A 14,794-nucleotide genomic window follows, 5' to 3' on the forward strand; every position below is an offset into this window, starting at 1 on the left:
TTACGTCCAGGTGACCCAGATTCAATGACCCGCTCAAATACTCCAGGCACCGCAGGCGCCGGGAATAGCAACGAAGATTATAGCGTAAGCGCCGACCCCGCCGACGCGTCGGGCGTCGATTCCCTCGACGACGATTTCACCGGCGACGCACTCGCCGCAAGCCGTCCGCAAGGCTCCGCCGCCATGGCGGCTCCCGTGCCGGTTCGCACGCTCGACGAAGCGCCGCGCAGCGTCCTGGTACCCGACGAACTGGCCGGCGAGCGCCTCGACAAGGTGCTCGCGAAGGTTTTTCCGGAGTTCTCGCGCAGCCGTCTGCAAAGCTGGATCGAGGCGCAGCGGGTGCGCGTCGACGGCAAGCCGGCCAGAATCCGCCAACCGGTGCCGCTTGGCGCCACGATCGAACTCGTGCCCGATCTGCTGCCAGAGCAGCTCGCCTTCACGCCCGAGCCGGTGCCGCTCGACATCGTCTACGAGGACGACACGCTCGTCGTCATCAACAAGCCGGCCGGCATGGTCGTGCATCCGGCGGCCGGCAACTGGAGCGGCACCGTGCTTAACGGCCTGCTGCACCGCTATGGCGAGGCCGCGGCGGGTCTGCCGCGCGCGGGCATCGTGCATCGGCTCGACAAGGAGACCTCGGGGCTGATGGTGGTCGCGCGCACGCTCGAGGCGCAGACTGACCTTGTGCGTCAGTTGCAGGCGCGCACGGTAAAGCGCCGCTATCTCGCGCTCGTGTGGGGCAACATGCCCGACGAAGGCACGATCGACGCGCCGATCGGCCGCGATCCGCGCGAGCGCACGCGCATGGCCGTGGTGACGGGGGCGGCCGGCAAGCCGGCGCGCACGCATTTCCGGCGCGTGGCCTCGGCGATCTGGCAGCGTCAGCCGGTCACGGCGATTCACTGCGATCTGGAGACCGGGCGCACGCATCAGATTCGCGTGCATTGCGCGCATATTGGCCATCCGCTGCTCGGCGATCCCGTGTATGGGCGCGCGCGCGGCAAGCGCTCGGTCACGCCGCTGCCGGACGGCTTCGCGCGCCAGGCGCTGCACGCGTGGCGGCTCGGACTGATCCACCCGAAGACCGGCCGCTCGATGCAATGGCGCGCCGACGTGCCCGCCGATATCGAGGCGTTGTCGGCGGCGCTCGGTCTGGGGCGCAACGACGCCGGCGAGTTCGATGACGCGAATGACGAGGATGAGGACTACGATGCGTCGTTCGACGACGGCGCGTACGATAAAGAGAGCGACCACGACGAGGACGATCACGCATGAGCACCAATTTGCCGGAGCTGGGTTTTGCCGATGTCGTGCAACCCGCATGGAACGTGTCGCCGCGCGTGCGCGCGCTCGTGACCACCCGCGACGGCGGCGTCAGCGACGCGCCGTTCGGCCGCTGGCGCAACGGCGCTGACCAGCCCGGCGGTCTGAATCTGGGCCTGAAGACCGGCGACGATCCCGCCGCGGTCGCAAGCAATCGCGCACGGCTCATCGCGCTCACCGGTGTTCGCGAAGCCGCGTGGCTCGAACAGATCCACGGCGCGGACATCGCACGTGCGGAGGATGCGGTCGCGCACGCGCGCGAGCATGGCGCGCCGGCGCGCGCCGACGCGAGCGTCACCGATCGCGCGGGCATCGCGTGCGTCGTGATGGTGGCCGATTGCATGCCGGTGCTGTTGTGCGACCAGGCGGGGCGCGCGGTCGGCGCCGCGCATGCAGGCTGGCGCGGACTCGCGGCGGGCATCGTCGAGCAGACGGCAGCGCGGGTCGCGGCGCTGGCGGGCGTAGAGGCGAGCGAGTTGCATGTGTACCTCGGACCGTCGATCGGGCCCAACGCATTCGAAGTCGGGGCGGACGTGCGTGACGCCTTCATGACGGATGTCGACGGCGCACAACGTGATGCGACCGCGCAGGCATTCGTCGCGCATCCCGGCAATGCGGGCAAATATCTCGCCGATCTGCCGGCGCTCGCCCGCTTGCGCCTGCGGCGGCTCGGCCTTACGCGCATCGGCGGCGGCGATCTGTGCACGGTCACGCTGCGCGAGCGCTTTTATTCGTATCGCCGCGATCGCGAAACCGGCCGGATGGCCGCGTTGATCTGGATCGACGAGCAGGCGCAATCCATTGCAGATTAAATTGGAGATGCCGCGCGTGCGCATCTCGTCATACTTTTAAATCGAACGGTGGTTTTATTTTCGCGTGAATGCGCACCGGTTCGTGATTTTCGAATCCCATTGCGGATCTGCCGCCGACAGGCTGTCTCCCAGCCTTTACACACCTTTTTTGTTGCGCTGCCAGAACGACCGCCAATAGCGCGAATCGCCCGCCGGCTGTGTGGGTGGCCGAACGAATAAATATGCTTAAATGCCATGCGCCGTGGGAGTTTTTAATTTCCTCGCGGTGTGAATCATTTGATTCGCAAGGGCGCGATTTGCCATACAGGGAAAACGATAATAAAAAAACTATCGCAGTGCGGCAAAATCGGGAGCAAGCATTGACATGCCTTGCGATGGGGAGCAAGAATGATTCTTCTAAGCTCCTCGTCCTTCATGGGACAGGGCGTGACGGACTTGCGAGTCATCGCTACGTGCGCACGAACCTGCCTCTCAACCCGTCCGCAAGGACTTACCGGTCAAAAGCAGGCATGGCAGCATCTCATTCCTCAGCTTCCCCCAGCACGGACTCCTCGAAGGAGCAGACGCAGCAGGCCGGTACGAGCGGTGCATCGTCAGCCGCGGGCATGCAGCAATTTCTCGACGCCTGGATGAACGCATGGCGTTCGTTCGGCGCGCCGGCAAACGGCACAGCGTTCCAGATGCCCTCAATGCCGCAGATGCCGAACCTCGCGCAGATCACGGCGGGCTTTCCGCCAATGCCTGCGTTTCCCGGCATGCCCGACTTCAGCAAGCTGGCCGCCGGCGCGTTGCCGTCGTTGCCCGGGCTGGGCATTCCCACCGCCGCGATTCCGCCAGAGCGTTTACAGAAACTGCAGACCGACTATTCGCGCGAGGCGATCGAACTGATCCAGCAGGCCACCACGTCGACGAGCAAGGCGCCTGAACTCAAGGACCGTCGCTTTAGCGCGGACGCCTGGAGCGCGGCGCCGGCCTACGCGTTCACCGCCGCGTGGTATCTGCTGAACGCGCGCTTTCTGCAGCAGATGGTCGAGGCGCTCGACACCGCGCCGAAAACGCGTGAGCGCATTCGCTTCGCGGTTCAGCAGTGGACCGCGGCGGCCTCGCCGAGCAACTTCTTCGCGCTGAATCCCGAAGCGCAGAAAACGCTGCTCGACAGCAACGGCGAGAGCCTTCGCCAAGGCGTGATGAACCTGCTCGGCGACATGCAGCGCGGCAAGATTTCCCAAACCGACGAGTCGCGTTTCACGGTCGGCGAGAACCTTGGCAACACTGAGGGCTCGGTCGTGTTCGAGAACGATCTGCTGCAACTGATCCAGTACAAGCCGCGCACGCCGACCGTGCGCGAGCGGCCGCTGCTGATCGTGCCGCCGTGCATCAACAAGTTCTACATTCTCGACCTGCAGCCCGAAAACTCGCTGGTCGCGCACGCGCTGGATTCGGGCCACCAGGTGTTCCTGATTTCGTGGCGCAACGCGGACCAGTCTATCGCGCACAAGACATGGGACGACTACATCGGCGAGGGCGTGCTCACGTCGATCGACACCGTGCGCAAGATCAGCGGCCGCGAACAGATCAATACGCTCGGCTTCTGCGTCGGCGGCACGATGCTCGCCACCGCGCTCGCCGTGGTCGCCGCGCGCGGCGAACATCCGGCCGCGTCGATGACGCTGCTCACGGCGATGCTCGACTTTTCCGACACTGGCGTGCTCGACGTGTTCGTCGACGAGGCGCACGTGCAAATGCGCGAGCAGACCATCGGCGGCAAGAACGGCGCGCCGCCCGGACTGATGCGCGGCCTCGAGTTCGCGAACACGTTCTCGTTCCTGCGCCCGAACGACCTCGTGTGGAACTACGTCGTCGACAACTACCTGAAGGGCCGCACGCCGGTGCCGTTCGACCTGCTGTACTGGAACAGCGACTCGACCAGTCTGCCGGGGCCGATGTACGTCTGGTATCTGCGCAACACGTATCTCGAGAACAAGCTGCGCGAGCCGGGTGCACTGACCACCTGCAGCGAGCCGATCGATCTGTCGAAGATCGACGTGCCGACCTTCATTTACGGATCACGCGAAGACCATATCGTGCCGTGGCAAACCGCGTATGCGTCGGCGCCGCTGCTCACCGGACCGCTGAAGTTCGTGCTCGGCGCGTCGGGCCATATCGCCGGCGTGATCAATCCGCCCGCGAAGAAGAAGCGCAGCTTCTGGAAGCTCGATACCGACGCGAAGACGCTGCCAGAAAGCGCGGACGACTGGTTCGACGCGGCGACCGAAGTGCCCGGCAGCTGGTGGCCGGAATGGACCGACTGGCTCGATCAGTACGGCGGCAAGAAAGTGAAGCCGCGCGCCACGCTGGGCTCCGACGAATTCCCGGTCATCGAGCCGGCGCCGGGCCGCTACGTGCGGCAACGGGAGTAAGTTTCACGCACCGGCTCGACGCGCGTGCGAGGTTGCTGTGGACGTCGGCCATAACGCGCAGCCGGCTGGTGAAGAAGTGTTTGGCAGGTGAATGAGCGTCTGGTTGATGAAGGCGTGAGAGCAACGCAAGTTGCAACGCAATTTTTAACGTAGCGGGCTGCGGCGCAGTTGGCCGGGATGCCCGGAGGATATGGAAATGACTGATGTTGTGATCGTATCGGCCGCTCGTACTGCAGTGGGCAAGTTTGGTGGGTCGCTGGCGAAGGTTGCCGCACCTGAACTCGGCGCGCTCGCGGTGCGCGCCGTGCTCGAACGGGCAGGCGTGAAGCCGGAACAGGTGAGCGAAGTTATTCTGGGCCAGGTGCTGGCGGCGGGCTCCGGTCAGAACCCCGCGCGTCAGGCGCTGATCAAGGCGGGTTTGCCGTCGGCCGTACCGGGCATGACGATCAACAAGGTCTGCGGCTCCGGTCTGAAGGCCGTGATGCTCGCGGCCAACGCGATCATCGCCGGTGACGCGGACATCGTCGTGGCTGGCGGCCAGGAAAACATGAGCGCCGCACCGCACGTGCTGCCGGGTTCGCGCGACGGTTTCCGCATGGGCGACGTGAAGCTGATCGACTCGATGATCGTCGACGGCCTGTGGGACGTCTACAACCATTACCACATGGGCGTGACGGCTGAAAACGTCGCGAAGGAATACGGCATCACGCGCGAACAGCAGGACGCGTTCGCGGCGCTGTCGCAGAACAAGGCGGAAGCCGCGCAGAAGTCAGGGCGCTTCAACGACGAAATCGTGCCGGTCGAGATTCCGCAACGCAAGGGCGAGCCGCTGCGCTTCGCCACCGACGAATTCGTGCGTCATGGCGTGACGGCCGAATCGCTGGCGGGCCTGAAGCCGGCGTTTTCGAAGGAAGGCACGGTCACGGCGGCGAATGCATCGGGTCTGAACGACGGCGCGGCCGCCGTGCTCGTGATGTCGCTGAAAAAAGCGGAAGCGCTCGGCCTCACGCCGCTCGCGCGCATCAAGGCGTACGCGAACGCGGGTGTCGATCCGAAGGTGATGGGCATGGGCCCGGTGCCGGCTTCGCGCCGTTGCCTCGAGCGCGCGGGCTGGACGCCGGCCGACCTCGACCTGATGGAAATCAACGAAGCGTTTGCCGCGCAGGCGCTCGCCGTGCATCAGCAGATGGGCTGGGACACGTCGAAGATCAACGTGAACGGCGGCGCGATTGCGATCGGCCACCCGATCGGCGCGTCCGGCTGCCGGATTCTCGTCACGCTGCTGCACGAAATGCAGAAGCGCGATGCGAAGAAGGGTCTGGCGTCGCTGTGTATCGGCGGCGGCATGGGTGTCGCGCTCGCGGTCGAGCGCGTTTAAAGTACGCTGGGTACGGCCGCACGCATTCGCGAGAGTTCGCGCGTGGCCTTCGCCGGCATAGGTATCGGGCCGCGCCGCACGTCGACTGGCGGTGCGGCGCGCTGCAACAGGTGACTCGTGCCGGTCGTGCGCGTTGCCAGGCGGTCGCCCGGCGGCAACGGGAACCAGCATCAGGCGAGGCACGAGGGGCGCCGGCAGGCGCCTCGACAACGATAACGGAGTGTGGTTTATGACACAGCGAATTGCGTACGTAACGGGCGGCATGGGCGGCATCGGCACTAGCATCTGCCAGCGTTTGCACAAAGAAGGCTTCAGGGTAGTCGCGGGCTGCGGCCCGAATTCGCCGCGCCGTGCGAAGTGGCTCGACGAGCAGAAAGCACTCGGCTACGACTTCGTCGCCTCCGAGGGTAACGTCGGTGACTGGCAATCGACCAAGGACGCATTCGACAAGGTCAAGGCCGAAGTCGGCGAGATCGACATACTGGTCAACAATGCCGGTATCACGCGCGATGTCGTGTTCCGCAAGATGACGCACGAAGACTGGACGGCGGTGATCGACACCAACCTGACCAGCCTGTTCAACGTCACCAAGCAGGTGATCGACGGCATGGTCGAGCGTGGCTTTGGCCGCGTGATCAACATTTCGTCGGTGAACGGCCAGAAGGGCCAGTTCGGTCAGACCAACTACTCGACCGCGAAGGCCGGTATTCACGGTTTTACGATGTCGCTCGCGCAGGAAGTCGCGACCAAGGGCGTGACGGTCAACACCGTGTCGCCAGGCTACATCGGCACCGACATGGTCAAGGCGATCCGCCCGGACGTGCTGGAAAAAATCGTCGCGACGATTCCGGTGCGCCGCCTCGGTCAGCCGGGCGAAATCGGCTCGATCGTCGCGTGGCTCGCGTCGGAAGAATCGGGCTTCGCCACCGGCGCGGATTTTTCGCTGAACGGCGGCTTGCATATGGGCTGAGCCATCGGCGCGCCGGACCGCAAAGCGGCGCGCTTGGGCTCAGATGGTTTCGCCGGCGTCCCGGCTGCGCAATGGTTCCGATTGCACAGCCCGGACGCCGTTTCCGCGTTTGCTTAACTCGAGCTTAAAGGCGTTACATGACTACTACTACAAAGAAAACGGCCGAACGACTGATCAAGAAATATCCGAATCGTCGGCTCTACGACACCGAGACGAGCACCTACATCACGCTGACTGATGTGAAGCAACTCGTGCTCGATCAGGAGGATTTCAAGGTCATCGATGCCAAAAGCAACGAGGACCTGACGCGCTCGATCCTGCTGCAGATCATTCTCGAAGAAGAGAGCGGCGGCCTGCCGATGTTCTCGTCGTCGATGCTGTCGCAGATCATCCGGTTCTACGGTCATGCGATGCAGGGCATGATGGGAACCTATCTGGAAAAGAACATCCAGGCCTTCATCGACATTCAGGCGAAGCTCGCCGACCAGTCGAAGAACCTCTATGAAGGTAAGGCGATGAACCCCGAAGTCTGGGCGCAGTTCATGAACATGCAGGCGCCGATGATGCAGGGCATGATGACCAGCTACATCGAGCAATCGAAGAATATGTTCGTGCAAATGCAGGAGCAGATGCAGAACCAGGCGAAGACGATGTTCGCCACCTTCCCGTTCACGCCGGGCGGCGCGGTCAATGCGAGCAACGCGAGCACCGCGAGCACCGCGAGCAATGCGCCGGCTACGCCGCAGGGGAATCCGGAGACGGAGAAGAAGTGAAGCAATGAGTGGCGGCGAGCTCGCGGGAGTGCAGCCGTCGGCGCGCTACAATGGCGCCCCCCGTGCGGGACGCTTTTCCGTCGGAACCGGATTCCGGCGGCTCGATGTCCGTTGCGTCCACTGCCGGCACACCGCTGCTTGCGCCGTTACCGTTTTCCTTCCGCTGGGCCCGTCCTATGTTTCATACCCTCTCCCTGATCGCGTCAGCGTCTTCCGTTGCGAAGGCCGCGCGGATCATTCTGCTCTGACCCGCCGTTCACCCACACCGCTGATGAGCCGACTGATTCTCGCCCCAATGGAAGGGCTCGCTGACTACGTGCTGCGCGACGTGCTGACGAGCGCAGGCGCTTTCGACGGCTGCGTGTCCGAGTTCATCCGCATCACAGGCTCGCTGCTGCCGACCCGCGTCTACGAGCGCGAGGCGCCCGAAATCCTGCACGCGAGCGTGACCGCCAGCGGCACGCCAATGGTGATCCAGTTGCTCGGCAGCGATCCCGAATGGATGGCGCGCAATGCCGCGCATGCGGCCACGCTGTCGCCCTACGGTATCGATCTGAACTTCGGCTGTCCCGCCAAAGTCGTCAATCAGCATGGCGGCGGCGCGATGTTGCTCGCCAACCCGAAGCTGCTGAACCGGATCGTCTCGGCCGTGCGTGCCGCGGTGCCGGCCGATATCGCGGTGACCGCAAAAATGCGCCTCGGTGTGTCCGACACGTCGCGGGCGATCGAATGCGCGCAGGCGCTGGCGGACGGCGGCGCGGCCTCGCTCGTCGTGCATGCGCGCACGCGCGACGACCGCTACCGGCCGCCTGCCCATTGGGAGTGGATCGCGCGCATCGACGCCGCCGTCGAGGTGCCCGTGATCGCGAACGGCGAGGTCTGGACGGTGGCGGACTGGCAGCGCTGCCGCTCGGTCAGCGGCTGCGCGGACGTGATGATCGGGCGCGGCGCCGTGTCGGACCCGTTTCTCGCGCAGCGAATCCGCGGGCTGATGGACCCGTGTCCGTCGCCCGACGAATGGCAGCAGGTGTTGCGATCGATCATCGGCTACATGAACAAGCTGCGCGCGCACGGCACGCTGACCCATGAGCATGGCCGCGTCAAGAAGTGGCTCAGCTACCTGCAACGGACCTGGCCGCAAGCGGCTGAACTGCATGCGGCGATCCGGCGAGTGCAGGACTCTGACGAAATTCTTACGGTGATCGGCCAGGCGCTGGCGGCGGCAGGCGCGTCGGCGCCGACGCGTCGGGACGTTTTCAGCGACGAAAATAACGAGCTGAATCAACCTGATCCGGCCGAAGCCATCCCCGTTTGAGCGCTAGAATTCAAAGACTTACGAGCGGTGGCAGTGGCGAACCGCTACAATTCGGGGTTTAACGTCTTCAAGCGGTTCCCCATGTCTTCCACCCCCTCGAACGCTCCGGCCGTGCCGGGCGCGACGCCGAAAGTCGGCTTCGTTTCTCTCGGCTGCCCCAAGGCCCTCGTCGATTCCGAGCAGATCATCACCCAGCTGCGCGCCGAAGGCTACGAAATCTCCGGCACCTATGACGGCGCGGACCTCGTGGTCGTCAACACCTGCGGCTTCATCGACGAAGCCGTGCAGGAAAGCCTCGACGCCATCGGCGAAGCGCTCAACGAAAACGGCAAGGTGATCGTCACGGGCTGCCTCGGCGCGAAGAAGAGCGCAAGCGGTTCGGGGCTGATCGAGGAAGTGCACCCGAAGGTGCTCGCGGTGACCGGCCCGCACGCGCTCGGCGAGGTCATGCAGGCGGTGCACAGCCATCTGCCGAAGCCGCATGATCCGTTCGTCGATCTGGTGCCCGCCGCGGGCGTCAAGCTCACGCCGCGCCACTACGCGTACCTGAAGATTTCCGAAGGCTGCAATCACCGTTGCACGTTCTGCATCATCCCGTCGATGCGCGGCGACCTCGTGTCGCGCCCGGTCGCCGAAGTGATGCTCGAAGCGGAGAATCTGTTCAAGTCCGGCGTGAAGGAACTGCTGGTGATTTCGCAGGACACGAGCGCATACGGCGTCGACGTCAAATACCGCACCGGTTTCTGGAACGGCAAGCCGATCAAGACGCGCATGACGGATCTGGTCGCCGCGCTCGGCGAACTCGCCGCGCAATACGGCGCGTGGGTGCGCCTGCATTACGTGTATCCGTATCCGAGCGTCGACGAAGTGATTCCGATGATGGCCTTGGGCCCGTATAAAGGCCACGTGCTGCCGTATCTCGATGTGCCGTTCCAGCACGCGCATCCGGAAGTGCTGAAGCGCATGAAGCGCCCGGCCAACGCCGAGAAGGTGATGGAGCGCGTGAAGGCGTGGCGCGAGATCTGCCCGGATCTGACGATTCGCAGCACGTTCATCGCCGGCTTCCCTGGCGAGACCGAAGAACAGTTCGAGACGCTGCTCGATTTCATCCGCGAGGCGGAGCTCGATCGCGTTGGCTGCTTTGCGTATTCACCGGTCGAAGGCGCGAGCGCGAATGAACTCGACGGTGCGCTGCCCGACGAAGTGCGTGAGGAACGTCGCGCGCGCTTCATGGAAGTGGCCGAGCAGGTGTCGGCGAAACGCATCGCGAAGAAGGTCGGCAGAACGCTGAAGGTGCTGGTCGACGACATCAACGCGGACGGCGGTATCGGCCGCACCGCGGCGGATGCGCCGGAGATCGACGGCGTCGTCTATATCGCGCCGTCCACCAAAGCGTCGAAGCGCTACAAGGTCGGCGATTTCGTATCCGTGAAGATCACCGGCGCGGACGGTCACGATCTGTGGGGCGAGGTCTAAGCGATGACGCTCAGCGCGGCCGTAGGGCCTGAAGCTCAAGCACCGGAAATCCTCGCGCTCGGCGAGGCAATGATCGAATTCAACCAGTCGGCGAAGGATCAGCCGAACTATCTGCAAGGCTTCGGCGGCGACACGTCGAACTTCTGCATCGCGGCCGCGCGCCAGGGCGCGAGGACCGGCTTCGTGTCGGCGGTCGGCGCCGATCATTTCGGATGCCTGCTCGTCGATCTGTGGGAGCGCGAGCGGGTCGACACGTCGTTCGTGCGCATCGATGCGCAAGCATCGACCGGCGTTTATTTCGTATCGCACGGCCCCAACGGCCACGCGTTCGACTATCTGCGCGCCGGCTCGGCGGCGAGCCGCTATGCGCCGGCCGACCTGCCGCGCGACGCGCTCGCGGCGGCGAAGGTCGTGCATCTGTCCGGCATCAGTCTCGCGATCAGCGTGAGCGCCTGCGACGCCGCGCTCGAAGCGATCGCGCATGCGCGCGCGAATGGCGTGCGCGTGAGCTTCGACACCAATCTGCGTCTGAAGCTGTGGCCGCTCGCGCGGGCGCGCGCGGTGATGCTCGAGGCGATCCGCCAGACCGACATCTGCCTGCCGAGCTGGGACGACGTGACCGAACTGACAGGGCTGACCGGCCGCGACGAGATCGTGGATTTTCTGCTGTCGCACGGGCCGCGCGTGGTCGCGCTGAAGCTCGGCAAGGATGGCTCGTATATCGCGACGCCTGACGAGCGGCGCGTCGTGCCGGGCCACGTCGTCGATGCGGTCGATGCGACCGGCGCCGGCGACTGCTTTGGCGGCGCATTGATCGCGCGCATCGTCGCGGGCGACGATCCTTTTGCCGCCGCGCGCTACGCGAACGTCGCCGCTGCGCTGTCCACGCAAGGCTATGGCGCGGTCGCGCCGATCCCGTCGCGTGAGACGGTCGAGCGGCTGCTGGCCGGATAGGAATTACGAATCACGCGAGCCGCGCGCGGCGCAAGCTGGCCCGCGCTGGCGCAATCATCCAGGCAGACTGGACAGACAACAGGAGGGACAAGCGATGCAACGGGACGTAGTGGTGGTAAGTGGTGTGCGCACGGCAATCGGCACGTTCGGCGGTAGCCTGAAGGATTTCGCGCCGACCGATCTCGGCGCGCGCGTGGTGCGCGAAGTGCTCGAGCGTGCGAGCGTGTCGGGCGACGAGGTCGGGCACGTCGTGTTTGGCAACGTCGTGCACACCGAGCCGAAGGATATGTATCTCGCGCGCGTCGCGGCGATCAACGGCGGGGTCGCGCAGCATACGCCCGCGCTGACCGTGAACCGGCTGTGCGGCTCGGGCTTGCAGGCTATCGTGTCGGCCGCGCAGAGCGTGCTGCTCGGCGACGCCGATATCGCGATCGGCGGCGGCGCTGAAAACATGAGCCGCGCGCCTTACTCGATGCCGGCCGCGCGCTTCGGCCAGCGCATGGGCGACGCGCGTCTGGTCGACATGGTGGTCGGCGCGCTCAACGATCCGTTCCAGTCGATCCATATGGGCGTGACCGCCGAGAACGTCGCGCGCAAGTACGAGATCTCGCGCGACGCGCAGGACGCGCTCGCGCTCGAGTCGCATCGCCGCGCGGCCCACGCGATCACGAGCGGCTACTTCAACGAACAGATTCTGCCGATTGCAATTCCGTCGAAGAAGGGCGACGTCGTGTTCGACACTGACGAGCACCCACGGATGAACGCAACGGCGGAAGACTTCGCGAAGCTGAAGCCGGTGTTCGTGAAGGACAACGGCACGGTGACGGCGGGCAATGCGTCGGGCATCAACGACGCGGCCGCGGCCGTCGTGCTGATGGAGCGTGGCGTCGCCGAGCGGCGCGGCGTCAAGCCGTTGGCGCGGCTCGTGTCGTACGCGCATGCGGGCGTCGATCCGGCGTACATGGGTATCGGGCCGGTCCCGGCGAGCCGCAAGGCGCTCGAGCGGGCGGGCATCACGGTCGCCGACCTCGACGTGATCGAGGCCAACGAGGCATTCGCCGCGCAAGCGTGCGCGGTCAGCAAGGAGCTCGGCTTCGATCCGGCCAAGGTCAATCCGAATGGCTCGGGCATTTCGCTCGGCCATCCGATCGGCGCGACCGGCGCGCTGATCACCGTGAAGGCGCTGTACGAGCTGCAGCGCATCGGCGGGCGCTATGCGCTCGTCACGATGTGCATCGGCGGGGGCCAGGGCATCGCGGCGGTTTTCGAGCGTCTGTGAGCGCGCACGGCAGGCCGGCGCGGCACGGGTAGCAAGCAGGAACCGGCAACGAGGATGGACACGATGCAGGAAGTGAAAGTGACGAAGGGTTCGGTAACGGGCATGGCAACGCGCGCGTTGCGCCGCCGCGTCGGCGTGGTGGCGAGCGCCGTCGCGCTGTTGTGCGCCGGCACGGCGCTATCGGTGCCGTCGCAGGCATGGGCGGAAAGCGATGCGGTCAAGGAGCTGGCCGCGCCGCCGCCGATCCAGCTGCCGCTGAAGCCGAGCCCGGAGTTCGCGAAGTTTCCGCGCTACGTGGGCACGCTCGGCGCGCGGCCGATCGTGCTGCGGCTCGGGCCCAAGACCGACGATCCGTCCGGCGTGCACGGCGAGTATCAGTACACCGATACCGGCGAGGTGATCCTGATCGCTGGCGATCGCGACGGCGATACGCTCGAAGTCGAGGAATCGAACGACGGCACGCATATCACCGGCAACTGGGTCGGCAAGTTCGCGGCGGACGGCTCGCTCGAAGGCGACCGCATGAACGTCGACGATTCGAACCCGCAGGCATTCAACCTGAAACCGCCGGCGGCGGGGCAGACGGGACAGGCGGTGCCAGCGGCCAAGGCTGCGACCCCAGCTCCGCAACCGGCCGCCGCGGTCAATGGCGCGACTGCAGCTCCCGCGTCCGCTGCCGGCGGACATCCGGTGGGCGGCGTCAGCAACCTGCAAACCGGCGATTGACGCGCTCGCGTGCCGGGCCTGCGGAATAGTGGGGCGCAGACGCAGTGTCAGTCCCGCTTCCCTGTGTTTTTGATCGAGCTTCACATGACTGAATCCAAACTCAATCGCGGTCTGCAAACCCGCATCGTGCACGCCAAGGACCAGATCACGCCAGGCTTCGAATCGTTCTCGACCCCGGTCACGCGTGCGTCGACGGTGGTGTTCCCGGACCTCGCCGCGATGCGCGCGCTCGACTGGAAGAACGACGCGCAATGGCGCTACGGCCTGCATGCGACGCCCACGCAGATCGCACTCGCGCAGCGCCTCGCCGCGATCGAGGGCGGCAATCATGCGCTGCTGCAGCCGTCGGGGCTGTCGTCGATCTCGAACGTGTACTTCGGTCTCGTGAAGGCCGGCGACGACGTGCTGATCCCCGATAACGTCTACTCGCCCAACCGCGACCACGGCGACTGGCTCGCGCGCGATTTCGGCATCACGGCGCGCTACTACGATCCGCTGATCGGCGCGGGCATCGCCGGTCTGATCCGGCCGAACACGCGGCTGATCTGGATCGAGGCGCCGGGCTCGGTGACGATGGAAGTGCCCGACGTGCCGGCCATCACGGTGGCCGCGCGCGCGCACAACGTCGTCACCGCGATCGACAACACGTGGTCCGCAGGTCTCGCGTTCCGGCCGTTCGACCACGGCGTCGACATTTCGGTGCAGGCGCTGACCAAATACCAGTCGGGCGGCGGCGACGTGCTGATGGGCGCGACGATCACAGTCGAGCGCGACGTGCATGTGAAGCTGAAGGCGGCGCGCATGCGCATGGGCATCGGCGTGTCCTCGGACGACTGCTCGCTGATTCTGCGCAGCCTGCCGAGCATGCAGCTGCGCTTCGCGCAGCACGATCGCGCGGCGCTGTCGCTCGCGGCGTGGTTGAAGAGCCGGCCGGAAATCGTCGCGGTGCTGCATCCGGCGCTCGCCGACTGTCCGGGGCACGAAGTGTACAAGCGCGATTTCACCGGCGCGGGCGGCCTGTTCTCGGTCGTGTTCGACGAGCGGTACAGCGCGGCGCAGATCGACACGTTCTGCGAATCGCTCGAACTGTTTTCGCTCGGCTGGAGCTGGGGTGGCGCGCACAGCCTCGCGATGCCGTACGACATCGCGTCGATGCGCACGGCGGCGCAGTGGCCGTATCGCGGCACGCTGGTGCGCTTCTATATCGGTCTCGAGGACGAGGCCGATCTGCGCGCGGATATCGAGCAGAGCCTCGCAGCACTCGCTTAACGCGCGTCAGCCCTGCCCGGTACCGTGGTTCGAGAAGCCCGCTGGGACGCGTTCCCGGCGGGCTTCCTTGTTTCGGGCATCGAGCAAACCTGACCGTTC

At 65.5% G+C, this 14,794-nt stretch carries 12 protein-coding genes; all 12 read left to right on the forward strand.

Annotation, left to right across the window (positions count from 1 at the left end):
• Nucleotides 1-24: 24 nt before the first annotated feature.
• Complete coding sequence (locus tag OKW43_RS22320) at nt 25-1,275, forward strand: RluA family pseudouridine synthase (protein WP_429449879.1); 1,251 nt, start codon at nt 25-27, stop codon at nt 1,273-1,275.
• On the forward strand, nt 1,272-2,135 hold the full coding sequence (gene pgeF / locus OKW43_RS22325; protein ID WP_187635188.1) for a peptidoglycan editing factor PgeF: 864 nt from the start codon (nt 1,272-1,274) through the stop codon (nt 2,133-2,135). Before OKW43_RS22320 ends, pgeF begins: the two co-directional genes overlap by 4 nt.
• Before the next feature lie 605 nt (nt 2,136-2,740).
• The gene (gene phaC, locus OKW43_RS22330) at nt 2,741-4,555 is read left to right on the forward strand and encodes a class I poly(R)-hydroxyalkanoic acid synthase (RefSeq protein ID WP_429451763.1); all 1,815 of its coding nucleotides are present in this window, start codon (nt 2,741-2,743) and stop codon (nt 4,553-4,555) included.
• A gap of 196 nt (nt 4,556-4,751) precedes the next feature.
• A complete protein-coding gene (locus tag OKW43_RS22335) occupies nt 4,752-5,933 on the forward strand; it encodes an acetyl-CoA C-acetyltransferase (RefSeq protein ID WP_429449881.1) in 1,182 nt (393 codons plus the stop codon).
• A 229-nt stretch (nt 5,934-6,162) separates the two neighbouring features.
• Nucleotides 6,163-6,903: a 3-ketoacyl-ACP reductase gene (locus OKW43_RS22340; RefSeq protein ID WP_187635190.1), complete on the forward strand. Its 741-nt coding sequence runs from the start codon at nt 6,163-6,165 to the stop codon at nt 6,901-6,903.
• Nucleotides 6,904-7,040: 137 nt separating this feature from the next.
• On the forward strand, nt 7,041-7,676 hold the full coding sequence (gene phaR, locus OKW43_RS22345) for a polyhydroxyalkanoate synthesis repressor PhaR (RefSeq protein ID WP_429449884.1): 636 nt from the start codon (nt 7,041-7,043) through the stop codon (nt 7,674-7,676).
• 271 nt (nt 7,677-7,947) lie between these two features.
• A complete protein-coding gene (locus tag OKW43_RS22350; RefSeq protein WP_429449886.1) occupies nt 7,948-8,991 on the forward strand; it encodes a tRNA dihydrouridine synthase in 1,044 nt (347 codons plus the stop codon).
• A gap of 81 nt (nt 8,992-9,072) precedes the next feature.
• Entirely contained in the window at nt 9,073-10,467 is a 1,395-nt protein-coding gene (gene rimO, locus OKW43_RS22355; protein WP_187635193.1) for a 30S ribosomal protein S12 methylthiotransferase RimO, read from the forward strand.
• A gap of 3 nt (nt 10,468-10,470) precedes the next feature.
• The gene (locus OKW43_RS22360; protein WP_429449888.1) at nt 10,471-11,421 is read left to right on the forward strand and encodes a sugar kinase; all 951 of its coding nucleotides are present in this window, start codon (nt 10,471-10,473) and stop codon (nt 11,419-11,421) included.
• 94 nt (nt 11,422-11,515) lie between these two features.
• Nucleotides 11,516-12,700, forward strand: coding sequence for a beta-ketothiolase BktB (gene bktB, locus OKW43_RS22365; RefSeq protein WP_429449890.1), 1,185 nt, complete (start codon nt 11,516-11,518; stop codon nt 12,698-12,700).
• Nucleotides 12,701-12,763: 63 nt separating this feature from the next.
• Entirely contained in the window at nt 12,764-13,426 is a 663-nt protein-coding gene (locus OKW43_RS22370) for a hypothetical protein (protein ID WP_187635196.1), read from the forward strand.
• A gap of 84 nt (nt 13,427-13,510) precedes the next feature.
• Nucleotides 13,511-14,695, forward strand: coding sequence for a cystathionine beta-lyase (locus OKW43_RS22375; RefSeq protein ID WP_429449892.1), 1,185 nt, complete (start codon nt 13,511-13,513; stop codon nt 14,693-14,695).
• The last annotated feature ends 99 nt before the right edge of the window (nt 14,696-14,794 follow it).

Source organism: Paraburkholderia sp. WC7.3g, assembly GCF_050436345.1.
GTDB classification, from domain to species: domain Bacteria; phylum Pseudomonadota; class Gammaproteobacteria; order Burkholderiales; family Burkholderiaceae; genus Paraburkholderia; species Paraburkholderia podalyriae.